Raw genomic sequence first — 13912 nt, 5'->3', positions numbered from 1 at the left:
GGCGCCGCCCGTGAAAGATCAGCATGTCGCTTTCCTCCGCACTAAGCATTGCCCAGTCGGCGCTCCTGGCCACGTCCAAGCAGACCAGCGTCGTATCGCGCAATGTGGCCGACGCGTCGAACCCGGACTATACCCGTCGCATCGCCGTGGTGACCAGCACGGCGCCCGGCGCCCGGTCGGTGGAGATCCAGCGCACCGCGAACGACCTCCTGTTCCGGCAGAACCTTTCGGCGCTGTCGGCATGGAGCGGGCAGAGCGCGCTTTACAACGGCATGGATCAGCTCGATCTGTCGGTCAACGGGGTCGACAACGCGTCGTCCCCCTCGACGGCAATCGCCAACCTGCAGAAGGCCCTGCAGCTCTACGCCACGACGCCGTCGAACCAGAACCTCGGCACAAGCGTCATCGACGCCGCCAAGCAGGTGGTGAATTCTCTGAACAGCGGCACCAAGGCGATCCAGGACTTCCGCACCCAGGCCGACAGCCAGATCGCCACTGCCGTCGACGATCTCAACTCGCTGCTCAGCCAGTTCCAGGACGCCAACAAGGCGGTCATTTCGGGCACCCGTTCCGGCACGGACGTGTCCGACGCGCTCGATCAGCGCGACGCTATTCTGAAGAAGATATCGGAATATGTCCCGGTCTCGACCTTCACGCGCGGCGACAACGACATGGTCATCACCACGAAGGACGGCTCGACGCTGTTCGAGACCGTGCCGCGCTCGGTGACCTTCACGCCGTCGGCCGGCTATTCGGCCGGCACGCCCGGCAACACGATCTACATCGACAACGTGCCGGTCTCTGCCGGCACCGGCGATAACAGCACCACCGACGGCAAGCTTGCGGGCCTGCTGAAGCTGCGCGACGGCGTCGCCTCGACCATGCAGAGCCAGCTCGACGAGATCGCGCGCGGCCTTGTCACTGCATTTGCCGAAACCGCGCCGTCGCAGCCCAATGCGGCCGGCCTGTTCACATGGTCCGGCGCACCGGCAATTCCGGCCGCCGGCACCCTGGTCGACGGCCTCGCCGGCACGATCAGCGTCAACGCGGCCTTCGATCCGAGCGCGGGCGGCAATCCGGCCCTGTTGCGCGACGGCGGCGCCAACGGCGCGGCCTATGTCGTCAACACCGGCGGCGCATCCTATTCGGACCTCCTGATCAGCTACTCCAACAAGCTCGATCAGCCGATGGCCTTCGACAGCTCGGCCGGCATCACCGTCAGTTCCGGCGTCTCCGACTACGCGGCCAATGCCATCGGCTGGTTCGAAGGCGTGCGCCAACAGGCCTCGACCAATGCCGACAGCAAGCAGGCGCTGGCCGCGCGCACGGCCGAGGCGCTGTCCAACGACACCGGCGTCAATGTCGACCAGGAAATGTCTCTGCTTCTCGACCTCGAGCACACCTATCAAGCCTCGGCGCATATGATGAAAACGGTCAGCGATATGCTGGATTCTCTGATGGCCGCGGTGGGATAATCCATGAAAGCGACAGGCGTCTCCTCAGCTGCCATCTCCAACGCGCTGCGTTACCAGCAAGCGAAGATGCAGGCCGACCTCGTGAAGGCGACCAAGGAATCGCAGACCGGGACGGTCGCCGATGTCGGCCTGGCGCTTGGCAGCCGCACGACCCAGGCCGTCACCTTTCAGCGCGATCTCGACCGGCTGAACGGCATCGTCGATTCCAACGCGCTCGTCACCGCGCGCCTGACATCGACCCAGAATTCGCTCGGGCAAATCGCCGACACCGCGCAGAGCTTCCTGTCGGCGCTGACCAGCGGCGTGTCGGGCGACTCCTCGACCAGCATCCTGCGGACCGCCGGCGCCTCGGCGCTGCAGCAGATGACCGGCATCCTGAACACCAGCGTCAACGGCGAATATCTGTTTGCCGGCACCAACACCGACGTCAAGCCGATCGACGATTTCAACGCCGCCGGCTCGCCGGCCAAGGCCGCCTTCGATGCCGCCTTTTCGAGCTATTTCGGCTTCGCCCAGACCGACCCGGCGGCGGCGAACATCACCGCCGCGCAGATGGACGACTTCATCACCACCAAGGTCGAGCCGCAATTCCTGGGCGCCGGCTGGCAGGCCAACTGGTCGAGCGCCACCGACGACCAGATCACCAGCCGCATCTCGCTCAACGAAACCACCCAGACCTCGGTCAGCGCCAACGAGCAGGGCATCCGCAAGCTCGCCATGGCGTCCGCCATGGTCAGCAGTCTGCTTACCGGCAACATCAGCGAAGCCGCCCAGAACGCGGTCGTCGATCGCGCGCAGGCGCTGGTCGGCGAAGCCATCGGCGGCATCACCCAGGTGCGGGCCGAAACGGGCCTTGCCCAGCAGCGTGTGTCCGACGCCAGCGATCGCATGAAGACCCAGGTCGACCTCTTCGAGAAGCATATCGTCGATCTCGAAGGCGTCGATCCGGCGCAAGCCGCTACCCGCGTCGCCGACCTGACGCAGCACATCGAGACCTCCTTCGCCTTGACCGCGCGTCTGCAGCAGCTCAGCCTGCTGAAGTACCTCACCTGAACACCCACACCGGAACGCCAGAGCGCTGACGATGTATCAATTCTCCTACGCCGACATCCAGACCGACTCCGTCGCCGACGCCAAGGACCGGGAGCGGCAATTGCTCACCCGCTCGATCGATATGCTGGCCGCGGCGGCCGTCGTCGGCACCGAGTCAATGCAAGCGGTTGAGGCGCTGCACTTCACCAACCGCATCTGGACCACCTTCGTCGAGGATCTCGGCTCCAGCGACAACGCCCTGCCCAAGGAGCTGCGCGCCAACCTGATCTCCATCGGCCTGTGGCTGCTGCGCGAGACAGAAGACATCCGCCAGGGCCGCACCAACAATTTCGAAGGGCTGATCGAGGTCTCCCAGATCATCCGGGACGGCATCCAATGACCAACACGCTGAAGATCTCGCTGAAGCCCAACGAGAAGATCTATATCAACGGCGCGGTCATCCGCGTCGACCGCAAGGTCACCCTTGAATTGATGAACGACGTGCAGTTCCTGCTCGAAAGCCACGTCATCCAGGCCGATCAGGCCTCGACGCCGCTGAAGCAGCTCTATTTCATTGTGCAGATCATGCTGATTAATCCGGCAGGGGCCGTGGAAGCTCGCGACATGTTCCGCCGCTCGCTGCCGATGCTGATCGCAAGCTTCGACAACCAGGACATCTGCAAGGGCCTGAAGCAGATCGACCGCATGGTCGGCGAGGATGAGATCTACGAGGCGCTGAAAGCGATCCGTGCGCTCTATCCGCTCGAGCGCAAGGCGCTCGAAGACAATGACGACATCCCGCAAGCGCCGCGCGCATTGGCTGTAGGAGCATAAGATGGCTGTGGACATGACGACGACGATCCCGGTTGGCGCCAACCAGGCCAGCCAGCAGACCTCGAAGACGGCGGTCGACTACCAGTCGTTCCTGAAGCTGCTCATCGCCGAGATGAAGAACCAGGATCCGACCAAGCCGATGGATTCCACGCAATATGTCGCCCAGCTCGCCACCTTCTCGCAGGTCGAGCAATCGGTGCAGACCAACACCAAGCTCGACCAGATCATGTCGTCATCGGCGCTGTCGCAGGCCGACGCGATTATCGGCCGCAACATCACATCGGCCGACGGCAAGACCAGCGGAACGGTGGCTTCAGTGACGCTGTCCAGCAGCGGCCTGATCGCCGTGCTGCAGGACGGCACCAAGGTGCCCGTCGGCGCGGGCGTGTCGATCAAGCCAGCCGCCTAGCCGATTTCTCCATAGGGGCAAGCCATGAACGAGGCCGACGCCCTCGATATCGTCCAGTATGCGGTGTGGACGGTGCTTACCGCTTCCGCCCCCGTGGTGCTGGTGGCGATGGTCGTCGGCATCGGTATCGCGCTCATCCAGGCGCTGACCCAGATCCAGGAAATCACGCTCACCTTCGTGCCGAAGATCGTCGCCATCATGCTCGTGGTGGCGCTGACCGGCCCGTTCATCGGCAGCCAGATCTCGGCCTTCACCAACGTCATCTTCGAGCGCATCGAACACGGTTTCTGACGCGAAGCTGCGGCAAGCGCCTGGCGGCCTGTTCGCAAGTCGCCAGATCGCTTGCGGCGGCGTTTCTTGCAGCTAGATTGTAGACGCGCCGGCATCGGGCGGTGCCCTTGTCCTAAGCGATCTTCAGGAAGCGATGCATCAGGCAAGAACGGCCGGCAGGCCATGTGCGGAATAGCCGGCGTCTGGCGAAAGCGCGATCCGATCGGCAGCGGCGATCGCCGCGACGTCGTGCGCATGATGCAGGCATTGGCGCATCGCGGCCCCGACGATCACGGCAACTGGAACAACGCCCGCCTGGCGCTCGGCCACCGCCGGCTGACCATCATCGATCCATCGCCCGCCGCGCGCGAGCCGATGCTGACCGCGTCCGGCGACGGCGTGCTGTGCTACAATGGCGAGGTCTATAATTTTCGCGCGCTGCGCAAGACGCTGGAAGCGGAAGGCTTGATATTCCAATCGGTGTCCGACACCGAGGTGATAATTCAGGCCCTGCATCACTGGGGTCCGCAAAAGGCGGTGCCGCTGTTCGACGGCATGTTCTCCTTCGCCTATTTCGATGCCCGCGACGGCGCCTTGTGGCTTGCCAGGGACAGGCTGGGCATCAAGCCGATGTCGGTCGCCGAAACCGGCGACCGCGTACTGTTCGCCTCCGAGGACAAGGCGATCCTCGCCTGCCATGATTTTGCGCGCAGGATGGACACGCGCGAACTGACGCTGCGGCTCGCCTGGCAGAGCCGCGATTCGAGCTACAGCGTTTTCGACGGCATCGAGCGGCTGCCGCCGGCCGGCCTTTGGAAGATCACCGGAGACGGCATCGACAAGCGCCGCTTCTGGCACGTCCTCGACGTCATCGAGACCGCGCGCATCGCCGGCGACAGGACGTCCGACGCCGAACATATGGCGACGCTTCAGAGCCTGCTCGAGCAAAGCGTCGAGCTGCATTGCATCGCCGATGCCAGCCTTGCCACCGCCTGCAGCGGCGGCGTCGATTCCGGCCTGATCACAGCACTTGCCAAACGCTTCAGGCCCGAGCTGCACGGCTATGTCGTCGACCCGAAGCTCGGCCGCAGCGAAGCGCAGGACGCCGAGCGCACCGGTCGCCATGTCGGCGTCAACCTGCGCCGGGTGCCTTTCGACAAGGACCGGTTCCTCGAACTCTGGCCGCGCGCGGTCTGGCACCTTGAAACCGACGGCTGGCATGCCAGCCACGCCGCGCTGCTGGCGCTCGCCGAACAGTGCCGCGCCGACGGCGTCAAGGTGCTGCTCACCGGCGAGGGCTCCGACGAACTCTTCGGCGGCTACAAATGGCAGGCGTCGACGATGAGGCTCTGGCGCCAGTCCTGGCTGCAGCGCCTGTTCCGCTCGAAGACCAGGCGCGACCGCAAATTCGCCGAGCTGCGCCGTGCTCCGTTCCGCAACTCGATCGGTCGCGGCTCGCCGACGGACCGCACCATGGCGCTCAGAGCCCTGTCGCCGGAGCTGAATTTCCTGCAGACAAAGCTGTTCGACAGGCTGGACGGCGTCGCGCCGCCCAGCGATCGCGCCTTCCTGGCGAGCTGTCTCTACGACCTCTACTCGCATCTGCAGGACCTGCTGCACCGGCACGACCGGTTGAGCATGGCGGCGTCCGTCGAGCTCCGGGTGCCGTTCCTCGAGAACCGGCTGATCGACTTCGCCCTTCATCTGCCGCGCAGGCAGAAATACCGCGGCGGAACCGGCAAGTGGCTGCTGAAAAAGGTCGCCGAGCGCCATCTGCCGCGCGAAAACATTCGCGCCGCGAAGAACGGCTTCGAGATGGCCGAGGCTTTTTCAGCCGGCACTCAAGGCTTGCTGCGCGGCGGTCTGCTGCGCGACGCGATGAAATGGTCTTCTTCCGAATTGGACGACCTGATCGACATGGCAAGGAGCCAGGAAACGTCGCGCCTGCGTCTCGTCGGCATGGAAATGCTGCTCAGGCTTTACATGGGCGGCGAGACGACAGGCGAGCTGACCGAGGCCCTGCACGCCGAGACGAGAAGCGCAAAATAACCGAAAGTTGGTCCAGACCGGCCAGATGCTTGGTTTAAAGCCTCGCCGACGCATTTTCGCCTTTGCCTTCCTGTTGTTGGACCGCACTCTTTGGCGAGTCGCCTCCCTTCCGGGCGCGGCGCGCCCCTACAGCGGACGAAGGCCCAACCATGATCGACGACGAGCCGGAAAGCGAACGCGTCTCCGCGCTGGCGCCGTTCCGGCACGGCATCTTCCGCGCCGTCTGGTCGGCCAGCCTGGTGTCGAATTTCGGCGGCCTGATCCAGGGCGTGGGCGCCGCCTGGATGATGACCACGATCGCCACCTCGCCCTACCAGGTGGCGCTGGTCCAGGCCTCGACCACCTTGCCGATCATGCTGTTCGCGCTCGTCGCCGGCGCCATCGCCGACAGCTTCAACCGCCGCAAGGTGATGCTGGTGGCGCAGACCTTCATGCTGGTCGTCTCGGCGTTGCTGACCTTGTTCACCTGGCAAGGCTGGATGACGCCGTGGACGCTGCTTGCCTTCACCTTCCTGATCGACAGCGGCACGGCGCTGAACAGCCCCTCATGGCAGGCTTCGGTCGGCGACATGGTGCCGCGCGCCAAGGTGCCGGCGGCGGTCGCGCTCAATTCGCTGGGCTTCAACATCACCCGCAGCGTCGGCCCGGCCATCGGCGGCGTCATCGTCGCGGCGGCAGGCGCTGCGGCCGCCTTTGCCGCCAACGCCGTCAGCTATATCGGCCTGATCGTCGTGCTCGCCCGCTGGAAGCCGGCGCTGCCCGAGCAGACCCTGCCGCGCGAGTCGCTGGGCGCGGCGATGGGCGCCGGCCTGCGCTATGTCGCCATGTCGCCCAACATCGCCAAGGTGCTGGTCCGCGGTTCCGCCTTCGGCTTCAGCGCCGGCGCGGTGCTGGCGCTGCTGCCGTTGGTGGCGCGCGACGTCGTCAAGGGCGATGCGCTGACCTACGGCATCATGCTCGGCGCCTTCGGCATCGGCGCGGTCGGCGGCGCGCTGATCAGCGTGCGGCTGCGGCAGCTGCTGTCGAGCGAGGTGATGGTGCGCATGGCCTTTGCCGGCTTCGCGCTATGCGCCTTCAATGCCGCCGTCAGCCACAATGCCTGGCAGACATCGGCGGGCCTGCTCATCGGCGGCGCCTGCTGGGTGATCGCGCTCTCGCATTTCAACGTCACGGTACAGATGTCGACGCCGCGCTGGGTGGTCGGACGCGTGCTGTCGATCTACCAGACGGCGACCTTCGGCGGCATTGCGCTTGGCAGCTGGATCTGGGGCGTCGTCGCTGACGCCCATGGCGCCGAGACCGCGCTGATCGCCGCGGCGATAGCGATGCTCGCCGGCGGCGCCATCGGCTTCGTCCTGCCGCTGCCGCGGCAGACGGTGCTCAACCTCGATCCGCTCAATCGTTTCAAGGAGCCTATGCTGGCGCTCGATTTGAAGCCGCGCAGCGGCCCTATCGCCATCATGATCGAGTACATCATCCGCGAGGAGGATGTGCCGGAATTCCTGGCGACCATGGCCGAGCGCGGCCGCATCCGCCGCCGCGACGGCGCGCGCAACTGGACGCTCGCGCGGGACCTTGAGAATCCGGGCATCTGGATCGAGCACTACCACACGCCGACCTGGGTCGAGTATATCCGCCACAACCGGCGCGCCACCCATGCCGACGCCGTGGTCGGCGAACGCATCCGCGCGCTGCACAGTGGCGAGAACCCGCCGCGCGTGCGCCGCATGATCGAGCGTCCGACCACCGCCGGCACGACACTTGTCTCGCCCAAAGGCCCGATCGATCACTGATCGCACGTCGTCCGAGGCCTGCGCCGAGGGGTCAAGGATCAGTCGGCGCTCTGGATCATGTAGAGCTTGCGGGTGGTCTCGTGGATACGCCACTCGCCCTTCCATCCCTGCGGCAGGACGAGAAGGTCGCCCGGCCCCAATTCACGCATCTCGCCATCGGCGCGGCTTACCGCGACGCGACCGGAGATGATGTGGCATATCTCCGACGAGTTCGTGCGGTCGGCGGTGAAGCGTCCAGGCGTGCATTCCCAGATGCCGATGTCGATACTCCCGTCCGGCGATTGGAAGAGCGACCGCGCGGCCTCCAGTTGATCCCCTTCGAAAGAAGTCGGCTTCGGTGAAAAGGCGCCGATGTCGGCCTTGGCGACGTCGTGGAAAGTCGAGAGATCGATCAAGATAGGCTCCAGTGTCAGTGGCCTGTGAGGCTGTCGGCCAAAGCAGCAAGTTTCGAAGTGTGGTTGAGCCCGGTGGCCTCGCGGTTATCGGCGATGCGGTAGAGCTGGTACATCGAATGCACGCCGAGCCAACGGAACGGCTCGGGCTCCCAGGGCCTGACCTTGCGGTTGACCCAGGGTAGCCGCGTCAGTTCGGTGTTCTCGCCAAGCACGAGATCGGTCAGCGTGCGCCCCGACAGGTTGGAGCTCGACACGCCGAGCCCGACATAGCCACCGGGCCCAGCCGATGCGCGTCGCGGGATCGAGGCCGACCGTCGTGCACCAGTCGCGCGGCACGCCGAGCACGCCGCACCAGGCGTGGTCGATGCGGCATCCGGCGGTCTGCGGCAAAAGCGTCGTCAGGATCGTGTGCAGCTGGTCGATCGTCGCCTGCTGCGTCTGCCCGTTGACGTCGGTGCGCGAGCCGTAGCGGTAGGGCACGCCGCGCCCGCCCATGGTGATGCGCCCCTCGCGCGTGCGCTGGGCATAGCAATAGGCATGCGCGGCATTGCCGAGCAGCTCGTGCCCCTCCCAGCCGATCTTGCGCCAGAGTTCTTCGGACAACGGCTCGGTGACGATCTGCGCGCTGTTGAGCGCCAGCCAGGTCCGCTCTTCCCCCGGGATGCCGGCCGTGAACCCTTCCGTGGCGCGGATGATGGTTTCGGCCCGCACCGTGCCGCGGTCCGTGGTCACGACGCCCTTGGCAATGGCCGTGACCGTCGTCTTCTCGTAGATCGAAACGCCGAGACGCTCGACCGCTGCCGCCAGCCCGCACCAGCTTGGCCGGCTGCACGCGCGCCTGTCCATGGATGACGAAGCCGCCCATGACATTCCGGATGTTGATGCGCGCTCGCGTGGCGTCGGCGTCGAGCGCCTCGATGCGTTCGGGATCGGCGTCCCAGGAGCGGATCGTCTCGCACTCCTCGCGCACGCGTTCCAGCTGCGCCGGATTGGTGGCGACCGTCAGATTGTCGACGCGGCGGATGTCGGCGTCGATGCCCTCTTCCGTCGCCACCCGGATCACCTCGTCGACGCAGCCGGCCATTGCCTTCTGCATGGCGGTGACGCCTTGCCGCGTCGAGGTCTTGAGATACTTCTCGCGCGACCAGCCGAAACCGCCCGACAGCCAGCCGCCATTGCGCCCCGATGCGCCGAAGCCGGCGAATTCCCGCTCGAGGAGCACGATGCGCAGCGCGGGCCTGGCTTTCTTCAGATAGTAGGCCGTCCACAGCCCGGTATAGCCCGCGCCGACGATCGCGACATCCGCCTCGATGTCGCCAGGCAAAGACGGGCGCGGCGCCGGGATATGACCCAGATCCGCGTACCAGAACGAGATATCGCCGTTACGCTTGACTTGCATGGGATGGTTTCCGCGAGTGGTGTGCGTCTATTGGCCGGGCCGTCGATCGGGTCAGCCCTCGCCCGACAGGTCGCGCCGCGCCTTGTCGAGTTCTTCGGCATAACGGCGCATCAGATGGCTTTCGGTGAGCAGGCCAAGCACGATGCGTTCGTCGAAGTCCTCGACCACCGCCAGTTCTTCGGCCCCGGTGCGCTGGAAGGTCTCGGCGGCGGTCTGGACATTCATCGACGGCACCAGCACCGCATCCTTGAACTGGGCGAGCGCGCTGACCGGCGTATCGCCATCGGAGGGATCGCTGTGCAGCTCCGGCACCAGCAGCATGCCGACATATTGGTCGGCCTGTTCGACGGCGATGACGCGCTGCCCGGAACCGAGCGGTATCTCCTTGCGGAATTCGGAGAGCGTGGTCGAGGCGGGAATGGTGCGGACGTCCTTGCGCATCATCGAGCCGACGGTGAGGCTGCGCATCCAGCCGACGTCATGGGCGCTGCGGATCGTCTCGCCGCGCAGGTGGAAACGCCAGGTCGAGAAGGAGTAGCCGAAGGTCTCGCGGACCAGGATCGCCGACATGATCGAGGCCGCCAGCACCACGCCGGTAAGCGTCAGGTCGCGGGTGGATTCCAGCGCCAGAAACGTCATGGTCAGCGGGCCGCCGACGACGCCCACCGCAAGCGAGGTCATGCCAACCACGGCGGCGACCGCGGGGTCGATGCCGATCGAGGGCGCGGTCATCGCCATGACGCCGGCAAAGACCTTGCCCAGCAAGGCTCCCAGGAACAGCGAAGCGAAGAACAGGCCGCCGCGGAAGCCGGAGCCGAGCGAGATGGCGGAGGCCGCCAGCTTCATCACGAAGACGCTCGCCACCACCGGCAGCGTGTAATTCATGGCGAACTCGCGATGCAGCGCGCCATGGCCGCTGGAGAGCACCTGCGGCGTGACCAGCCCGAGCAGACCGACAAAGATGCCGCCGATGAAGGGCCTGACCGACGCGTCGATCGACAGCCGCACAAAGAGCTGCTCGACGATGCTCACCAGATGCATGATGGCGATCGAGGCGGCCCCGCCGAGCAGTCCGAGCAGCATGAACGGCACGTATTCACTGGCTGTCAGATTCGGCAGGCCTGAGAGTTCCAGCGGGAACGGCACGCCACCGAACATTTCCGCCGTCAGCGAAGCGGCGATCGCCGCCGTCATCACCGGCGCCACATTGGCGACGGAGTAGATGCCGATGACCAGCTCGAACCCGTAGAACGCGCCGGTCAGCGGCGCGTCGAAGGCGGCCGAGATCGCGCCGGCCGCGCCGCAGCCGACCAGCATGCGGACGTCGTTGCGGCGCAGCCGGAACGCGCGCGCAAGTCGGGAAGCAATCCCGGAGCCGATCTGCGTATAGCCGGCTTCCAATCCAACCGAGGCGCCGAAGCCGCTGGAGATCATCGTCTGCGCCACGATGATGAAGGTGTCGGTGAGCGACATGCGCCCGCCATAGAGGGCGTTCGCCTCGATCGGGTCGACCGGCGTGCGGAACTTGCGCTTTCTGAGCCAGATGACGGAAAGGCCGAGCAGCAGGCCGCCGATCGCCGGGAACATCGCCTGCACCGGGTCGGCGAGCGAGAACATCGCCGAAAGCCGGCCGCCGGGCTGCACGTCGAACAGCAGCCAGTGCATGCCTTGCACCAGCGCGCTCATGCCGGTGACCAGCGCGCCGGCGATGACGCCGACCATGCCGGCCATCAGCACGATCACGATGCCGCGCGCCTCGAGCACGGGGATCGAACTGATCAGCACCGCGCGAAGCCGGCGGGCGTAGACTTGTGGGTCGTTTCTGGCAGGCAACGGAACGGCTCGCCGGTATGCGAAGGATAAACAGCTGCCGTGCCTGATACGCGCGGCGGCCTTGCGTGGCAATCGCAATGCCGACCGCTTATGGCGCCATTTTGGCGTTGCGCGAATTAGCGTAATGCATGTCGCCTAGAAGTGTGCAGCGGTTCTGGGACAACGACATGCATACAGCAAAGGAAGGCTCCCCGCCGCGATAAAGGCGATAGATTTAGTTGGGTAACGGAATGGTCAGCGGTCCGCAGTCGTCCCCCGCGACGAAGATCGCCAGCAGCTCGGCCGGCTCGGTGGCGCTGGCGTTCTCGGCGAAGGAATGGATCGCGCCGGGCGCTTCGAACCAGGTCTGGCCCATTGTGTAGGTGACGGCCGGCCCGCCTTCCATCTGCGAACGCAGCGCTCCCTTGATGACGAAAGCCGTCACGGAGCCCGGGTGGCGATGTCGCGGCGTGTAGGCGTTGGGCGGGAATTCGACCAGCGCCGTGGTGATCGAATGCCCAGGCACATTCGGCAGCCTTTCGCAGGAGAGCGGCCTGACCGTGGTGGTCGGACGCGCCGCCGCCCCTTCCCCGGCATCGGCCCCCATCATATCGATATGCGCGTCCATTCCACCAGCCGTGGTGGTTGCCCTGTTGCTCTGGGCTACGGCCATGCCAAGCAACCCCGAAGCGATGGCGGCGACGCCGAGCAGCGCGAGGCTTCTCGAAGAAACATCTTCGATCATGACGGCAACTCCGTTCATCCGGCCAGGCGAAAGCCGGCGTGCCAGCCGAGCTCGCGGACGGCTTTGTCGGTCGTGATATGGCCGTTCGGCTCCGCGACATTGAAGGCGCCCTGTGCGCCCCGCTCGACGGCAAGCAAGGCCGCGTAAGCGGCGGCGTCGACATGCACCGCCGGGTCCGCGGCAACTTCCACGCCGGTGCCTGGACCGTAGAGGTGGCCGTAGCGCAGCACGATGCCGGTGATCGGCGAGGCGCCGAGCACATGCCTTTCCAATGCAATGACGCCGCCGACGCTGACCGCACGACCGCCTTCCGCGCCGCCGTCCAACGCGTCGGTCTCGGCATGCGGCTCAGGCCCCGGCGCGTAGGCCCAGGCGATGCTCTGCGCGATCAGCCGCCTTGCGCCGACCACCTTCGCCGCCTCGACGAGGTTGCGGGTTCCTTCATCGCGGATGTGGGCGTTGCGCGCGGTTGCCTCGGCCATTTTCGATGGGTCGAGCCCGGCCGGCAGGTCTGTGAGCTGGTGGATGACGATCTCCGGCTTCGCCGCCAGGACAGCCGCGCGCAACCCGTTCGCATCGAACACATCGACCACCACCGGATCGGCGCCGAGCGCTCCAAGATCTTCGGCTTTTGCCGCCTGGCGCGTCGTCGCCGTCACCTCATGGCCGGCCGCCGCCAGCTGCGGCACCAGCCGGCGACCGATCGCGCCCGAGGCGCCCGCGAGAAAAATGCGATGGCCCATCGTCTTTCGCTCCTTGCTGTGATAATATCAGAGTACGAATAACATATAAGAGCACTGATACCATGCGCAAGGGGAATTCGTCCATTCCGTCCGCCGGTGAAGGCAAGCGCGGCGAGCAAGGCTATCTGGGCTACCTGCTGCGCCAGGCGGCCGGCGCCTATCGCCTTAAGGTGGAGCGGGCGCTGGATGAATTCGGCGTGACGCAGGCGCAGTTCGCGGCGCTCACCATGATCTCGGCCTATCCCGGCCTGTCCAATGCCGACCTGGCCCGGCTCGCCGTGCTGACGCCGCAGACGGTGAGCGTGATCGTCGGCAATCTGGAAAAAGCCGGCTCCCTCATCCGTCGGCCGCATGCCGTCCACGGCCGCATCCAGCATCTCGACCTCTCGGACAGCGGGCGCGCCTTGCTGAAGAAATGCCGGGAACGCGTCTACAAGCTCGAAGGCGAGCTGACCGCCGGCCTCTCCGCCGAGGAGGAGCGCGCGGTGCGGCGCTGGCTGGTCGCCGTCGCGACCGCGGACATGGCTCAGACTTGAGAGGCGACGCTTTCAGGTCGGCGCGCCGCCGCCCGTCTCGTAAAGCGTGAGCTGGCGGTCGCCGATGCCGAGCTCCGCCCAGCTCGCGCGCCATTTCGCGATATGCGCCGACTTGAAATGCGCTTCGAGCGCGGCGCGATCGCTCCAGGCTTCCGAGACATGGATGAGCCCGGCATCCAGCACATCCTGCGCGTAGGAATAGCCGAGGCAGCCCGGCTCGGCGCGGCTCGCCAGGATCATGCGTTGCATCACAGGCTTAGCCTGTTCGAGCCTGTCTGGCGGCAGCCGGATCGTGCCGATGATCAGGAGCATCTGCCTTCCTTTCGCAAGACCGTGTCCAGGTCCCGTAGCCACTCTCCCACCTTCGCGCAAGCTTGGGGGGTTACGGTCGAGGGCCTGCCCCTGTGCGTGGCGGGTCTT

14 protein-coding genes and 1 pseudogene are annotated in these 13912 nt (G+C 65.9%); 9 read left to right on the top strand and 6 right to left on the bottom strand.

What is annotated here, in order from left to right:
• Window positions 1-23 precede the first annotated feature (23 nt).
• From flgK to AC0YKC_RS10275, 8 genes are all read left to right on the top strand, one after another.
• The gene (gene flgK / locus AC0YKC_RS10310) at window positions 24-1475 is read left to right on the top strand and encodes a flagellar hook-associated protein FlgK (RefSeq protein WP_488510991.1); all 1452 of its coding nucleotides are present in this window, start codon (window positions 24-26) and stop codon (window positions 1473-1475) included.
• A gap of 3 nt (window positions 1476-1478) precedes the next feature.
• Window positions 1479-2528 carry a flagellar hook-associated family protein gene (locus AC0YKC_RS10305; protein WP_320293175.1) on the top strand — a complete coding sequence of 350 codons (1050 nt, stop codon included), beginning with the start codon at window positions 1479-1481 and terminating at the stop codon, window positions 2526-2528.
• Window positions 2529-2559: 31 nt separating this feature from the next.
• The gene (gene flaF / locus AC0YKC_RS10300) at window positions 2560-2907 is read left to right on the top strand and encodes a flagellar biosynthesis regulator FlaF (protein WP_488510990.1); all 348 of its coding nucleotides are present in this window, start codon (window positions 2560-2562) and stop codon (window positions 2905-2907) included.
• A complete protein-coding gene (gene flbT / locus AC0YKC_RS10295; RefSeq protein ID WP_434723853.1) occupies window positions 2904-3341 on the top strand; it encodes a flagellar biosynthesis repressor FlbT in 438 nt (145 codons plus the stop codon). Before flaF ends, flbT begins: the two co-directional genes overlap by 4 nt.
• 1 nt (window position 3342) lies before the next feature.
• On the top strand, window positions 3343-3750 hold the full coding sequence (gene flgD / locus AC0YKC_RS10290) for a flagellar hook assembly protein FlgD (RefSeq protein ID WP_488510989.1): 408 nt from the start codon (window positions 3343-3345) through the stop codon (window positions 3748-3750).
• A gap of 24 nt (window positions 3751-3774) precedes the next feature.
• Complete coding sequence (fliQ, locus tag AC0YKC_RS10285; RefSeq protein WP_040989996.1) at window positions 3775-4041, top strand: flagellar biosynthesis protein FliQ; 267 nt, start codon at window positions 3775-3777, stop codon at window positions 4039-4041.
• Window positions 4042-4203: 162 nt separating this feature from the next.
• Window positions 4204-6069 carry an asparagine synthase (glutamine-hydrolyzing) gene (gene asnB, locus AC0YKC_RS10280; RefSeq protein WP_488510988.1) on the top strand — a complete coding sequence of 622 codons (1866 nt, stop codon included), beginning with the start codon at window positions 4204-4206 and terminating at the stop codon, window positions 6067-6069.
• A gap of 149 nt (window positions 6070-6218) precedes the next feature.
• Window positions 6219-7862, top strand: coding sequence for an MFS transporter (locus AC0YKC_RS10275; RefSeq protein ID WP_488510987.1), 1644 nt, complete (start codon window positions 6219-6221; stop codon window positions 7860-7862).
• A gap of 38 nt (window positions 7863-7900) precedes the next feature.
• Here the strand turns inward: AC0YKC_RS10275 and AC0YKC_RS10270 are convergent, their stop codons facing one another.
• The 5 genes and pseudogenes from AC0YKC_RS10270 to AC0YKC_RS10250 form a co-directional block, all read right to left on the bottom strand.
• Window positions 7901-8257: a cupin domain-containing protein gene (locus AC0YKC_RS10270; protein WP_488510986.1), complete on the bottom strand. Its 357-nt coding sequence runs from the start codon at window positions 8255-8257 to the stop codon at window positions 7901-7903.
• 14 nt (window positions 8258-8271) lie between these two features.
• Window positions 8272-9656 (bottom strand): annotated as a pseudogene (locus tag AC0YKC_RS10265) (NAD(P)/FAD-dependent oxidoreductase).
• Window positions 9657-9707: 51 nt separating this feature from the next.
• Window positions 9708-11489, bottom strand: a complete 1782-nt coding sequence (locus AC0YKC_RS10260) for a chloride channel protein (protein ID WP_488510985.1) — start codon at window positions 11487-11489, stop codon at window positions 9708-9710.
• A 214-nt stretch (window positions 11490-11703) separates the two neighbouring features.
• Window positions 11704-12213: a cupin domain-containing protein gene (locus AC0YKC_RS10255; protein WP_488510984.1), complete on the bottom strand. Its 510-nt coding sequence runs from the start codon at window positions 12211-12213 to the stop codon at window positions 11704-11706.
• 14 nt (window positions 12214-12227) lie between these two features.
• Window positions 12228-12956: an NAD-dependent epimerase/dehydratase family protein gene (locus tag AC0YKC_RS10250; protein ID WP_434723863.1), complete on the bottom strand. Its 729-nt coding sequence runs from the start codon at window positions 12954-12956 to the stop codon at window positions 12228-12230.
• 62 nt (window positions 12957-13018) lie between these two features.
• Here AC0YKC_RS10250 and AC0YKC_RS10245 point away from each other — a divergent pair, with 62 nt between their 5' ends.
• Window positions 13019-13492, top strand: coding sequence for a MarR family winged helix-turn-helix transcriptional regulator (locus AC0YKC_RS10245; protein ID WP_320293156.1), 474 nt, complete (start codon window positions 13019-13021; stop codon window positions 13490-13492).
• A 12-nt stretch (window positions 13493-13504) separates the two neighbouring features.
• On the opposite strand, the gene AC0YKC_RS10240 is transcribed toward AC0YKC_RS10245, so the two are convergent.
• Window positions 13505-13804, bottom strand: coding sequence for a putative quinol monooxygenase (locus AC0YKC_RS10240; protein ID WP_434723865.1), 300 nt, complete (start codon window positions 13802-13804; stop codon window positions 13505-13507).
• Window positions 13805-13912: the final 108 nt, after the last annotated feature.

Source organism: Mesorhizobium sp. CNPSo 4661, from assembly GCF_057784215.1.
This window is presented reverse-complemented; position numbering and strand designations above follow the sequence as displayed.

Coding starts and splice junctions, on each gene's coding strand:
- flgK (WP_488510991.1), top strand. CDS start 24: ATGTCGCTTTCCTCCGCACTAAGCATTGCCCAGTCGGCGCTCCTGGCC.
- AC0YKC_RS10305 (WP_320293175.1), top strand. CDS start 1,479: ATGAAAGCGACAGGCGTCTCCTCAGCTGCCATCTCCAACGCGCTGCGT.
- flaF (WP_488510990.1), top strand. CDS start 2,560: ATGTATCAATTCTCCTACGCCGACATCCAGACCGACTCCGTCGCCGAC.
- flbT (WP_434723853.1), top strand. CDS start 2,904: ATGACCAACACGCTGAAGATCTCGCTGAAGCCCAACGAGAAGATCTAT.
- flgD (WP_488510989.1), top strand. CDS start 3,343: ATGGCTGTGGACATGACGACGACGATCCCGGTTGGCGCCAACCAGGCC.
- fliQ (WP_040989996.1), top strand. CDS start 3,775: ATGAACGAGGCCGACGCCCTCGATATCGTCCAGTATGCGGTGTGGACG.
- asnB (WP_488510988.1), top strand. CDS start 4,204: ATGTGCGGAATAGCCGGCGTCTGGCGAAAGCGCGATCCGATCGGCAGC.
- AC0YKC_RS10275 (WP_488510987.1), top strand. CDS start 6,219: ATGATCGACGACGAGCCGGAAAGCGAACGCGTCTCCGCGCTGGCGCCG.
- AC0YKC_RS10255 (WP_488510984.1), bottom strand. CDS start 12,213: ATGATCGAAGATGTTTCTTCGAGAAGCCTCGCGCTGCTCGGCGTCGCC.
- AC0YKC_RS10250 (WP_434723863.1), bottom strand. CDS start 12,956: ATGGGCCATCGCATTTTTCTCGCGGGCGCCTCGGGCGCGATCGGTCGC.
- AC0YKC_RS10245 (WP_320293156.1), top strand. CDS start 13,019: ATGCGCAAGGGGAATTCGTCCATTCCGTCCGCCGGTGAAGGCAAGCGC.
- AC0YKC_RS10240 (WP_434723865.1), bottom strand. CDS start 13,804: ATGCTCCTGATCATCGGCACGATCCGGCTGCCGCCAGACAGGCTCGAA.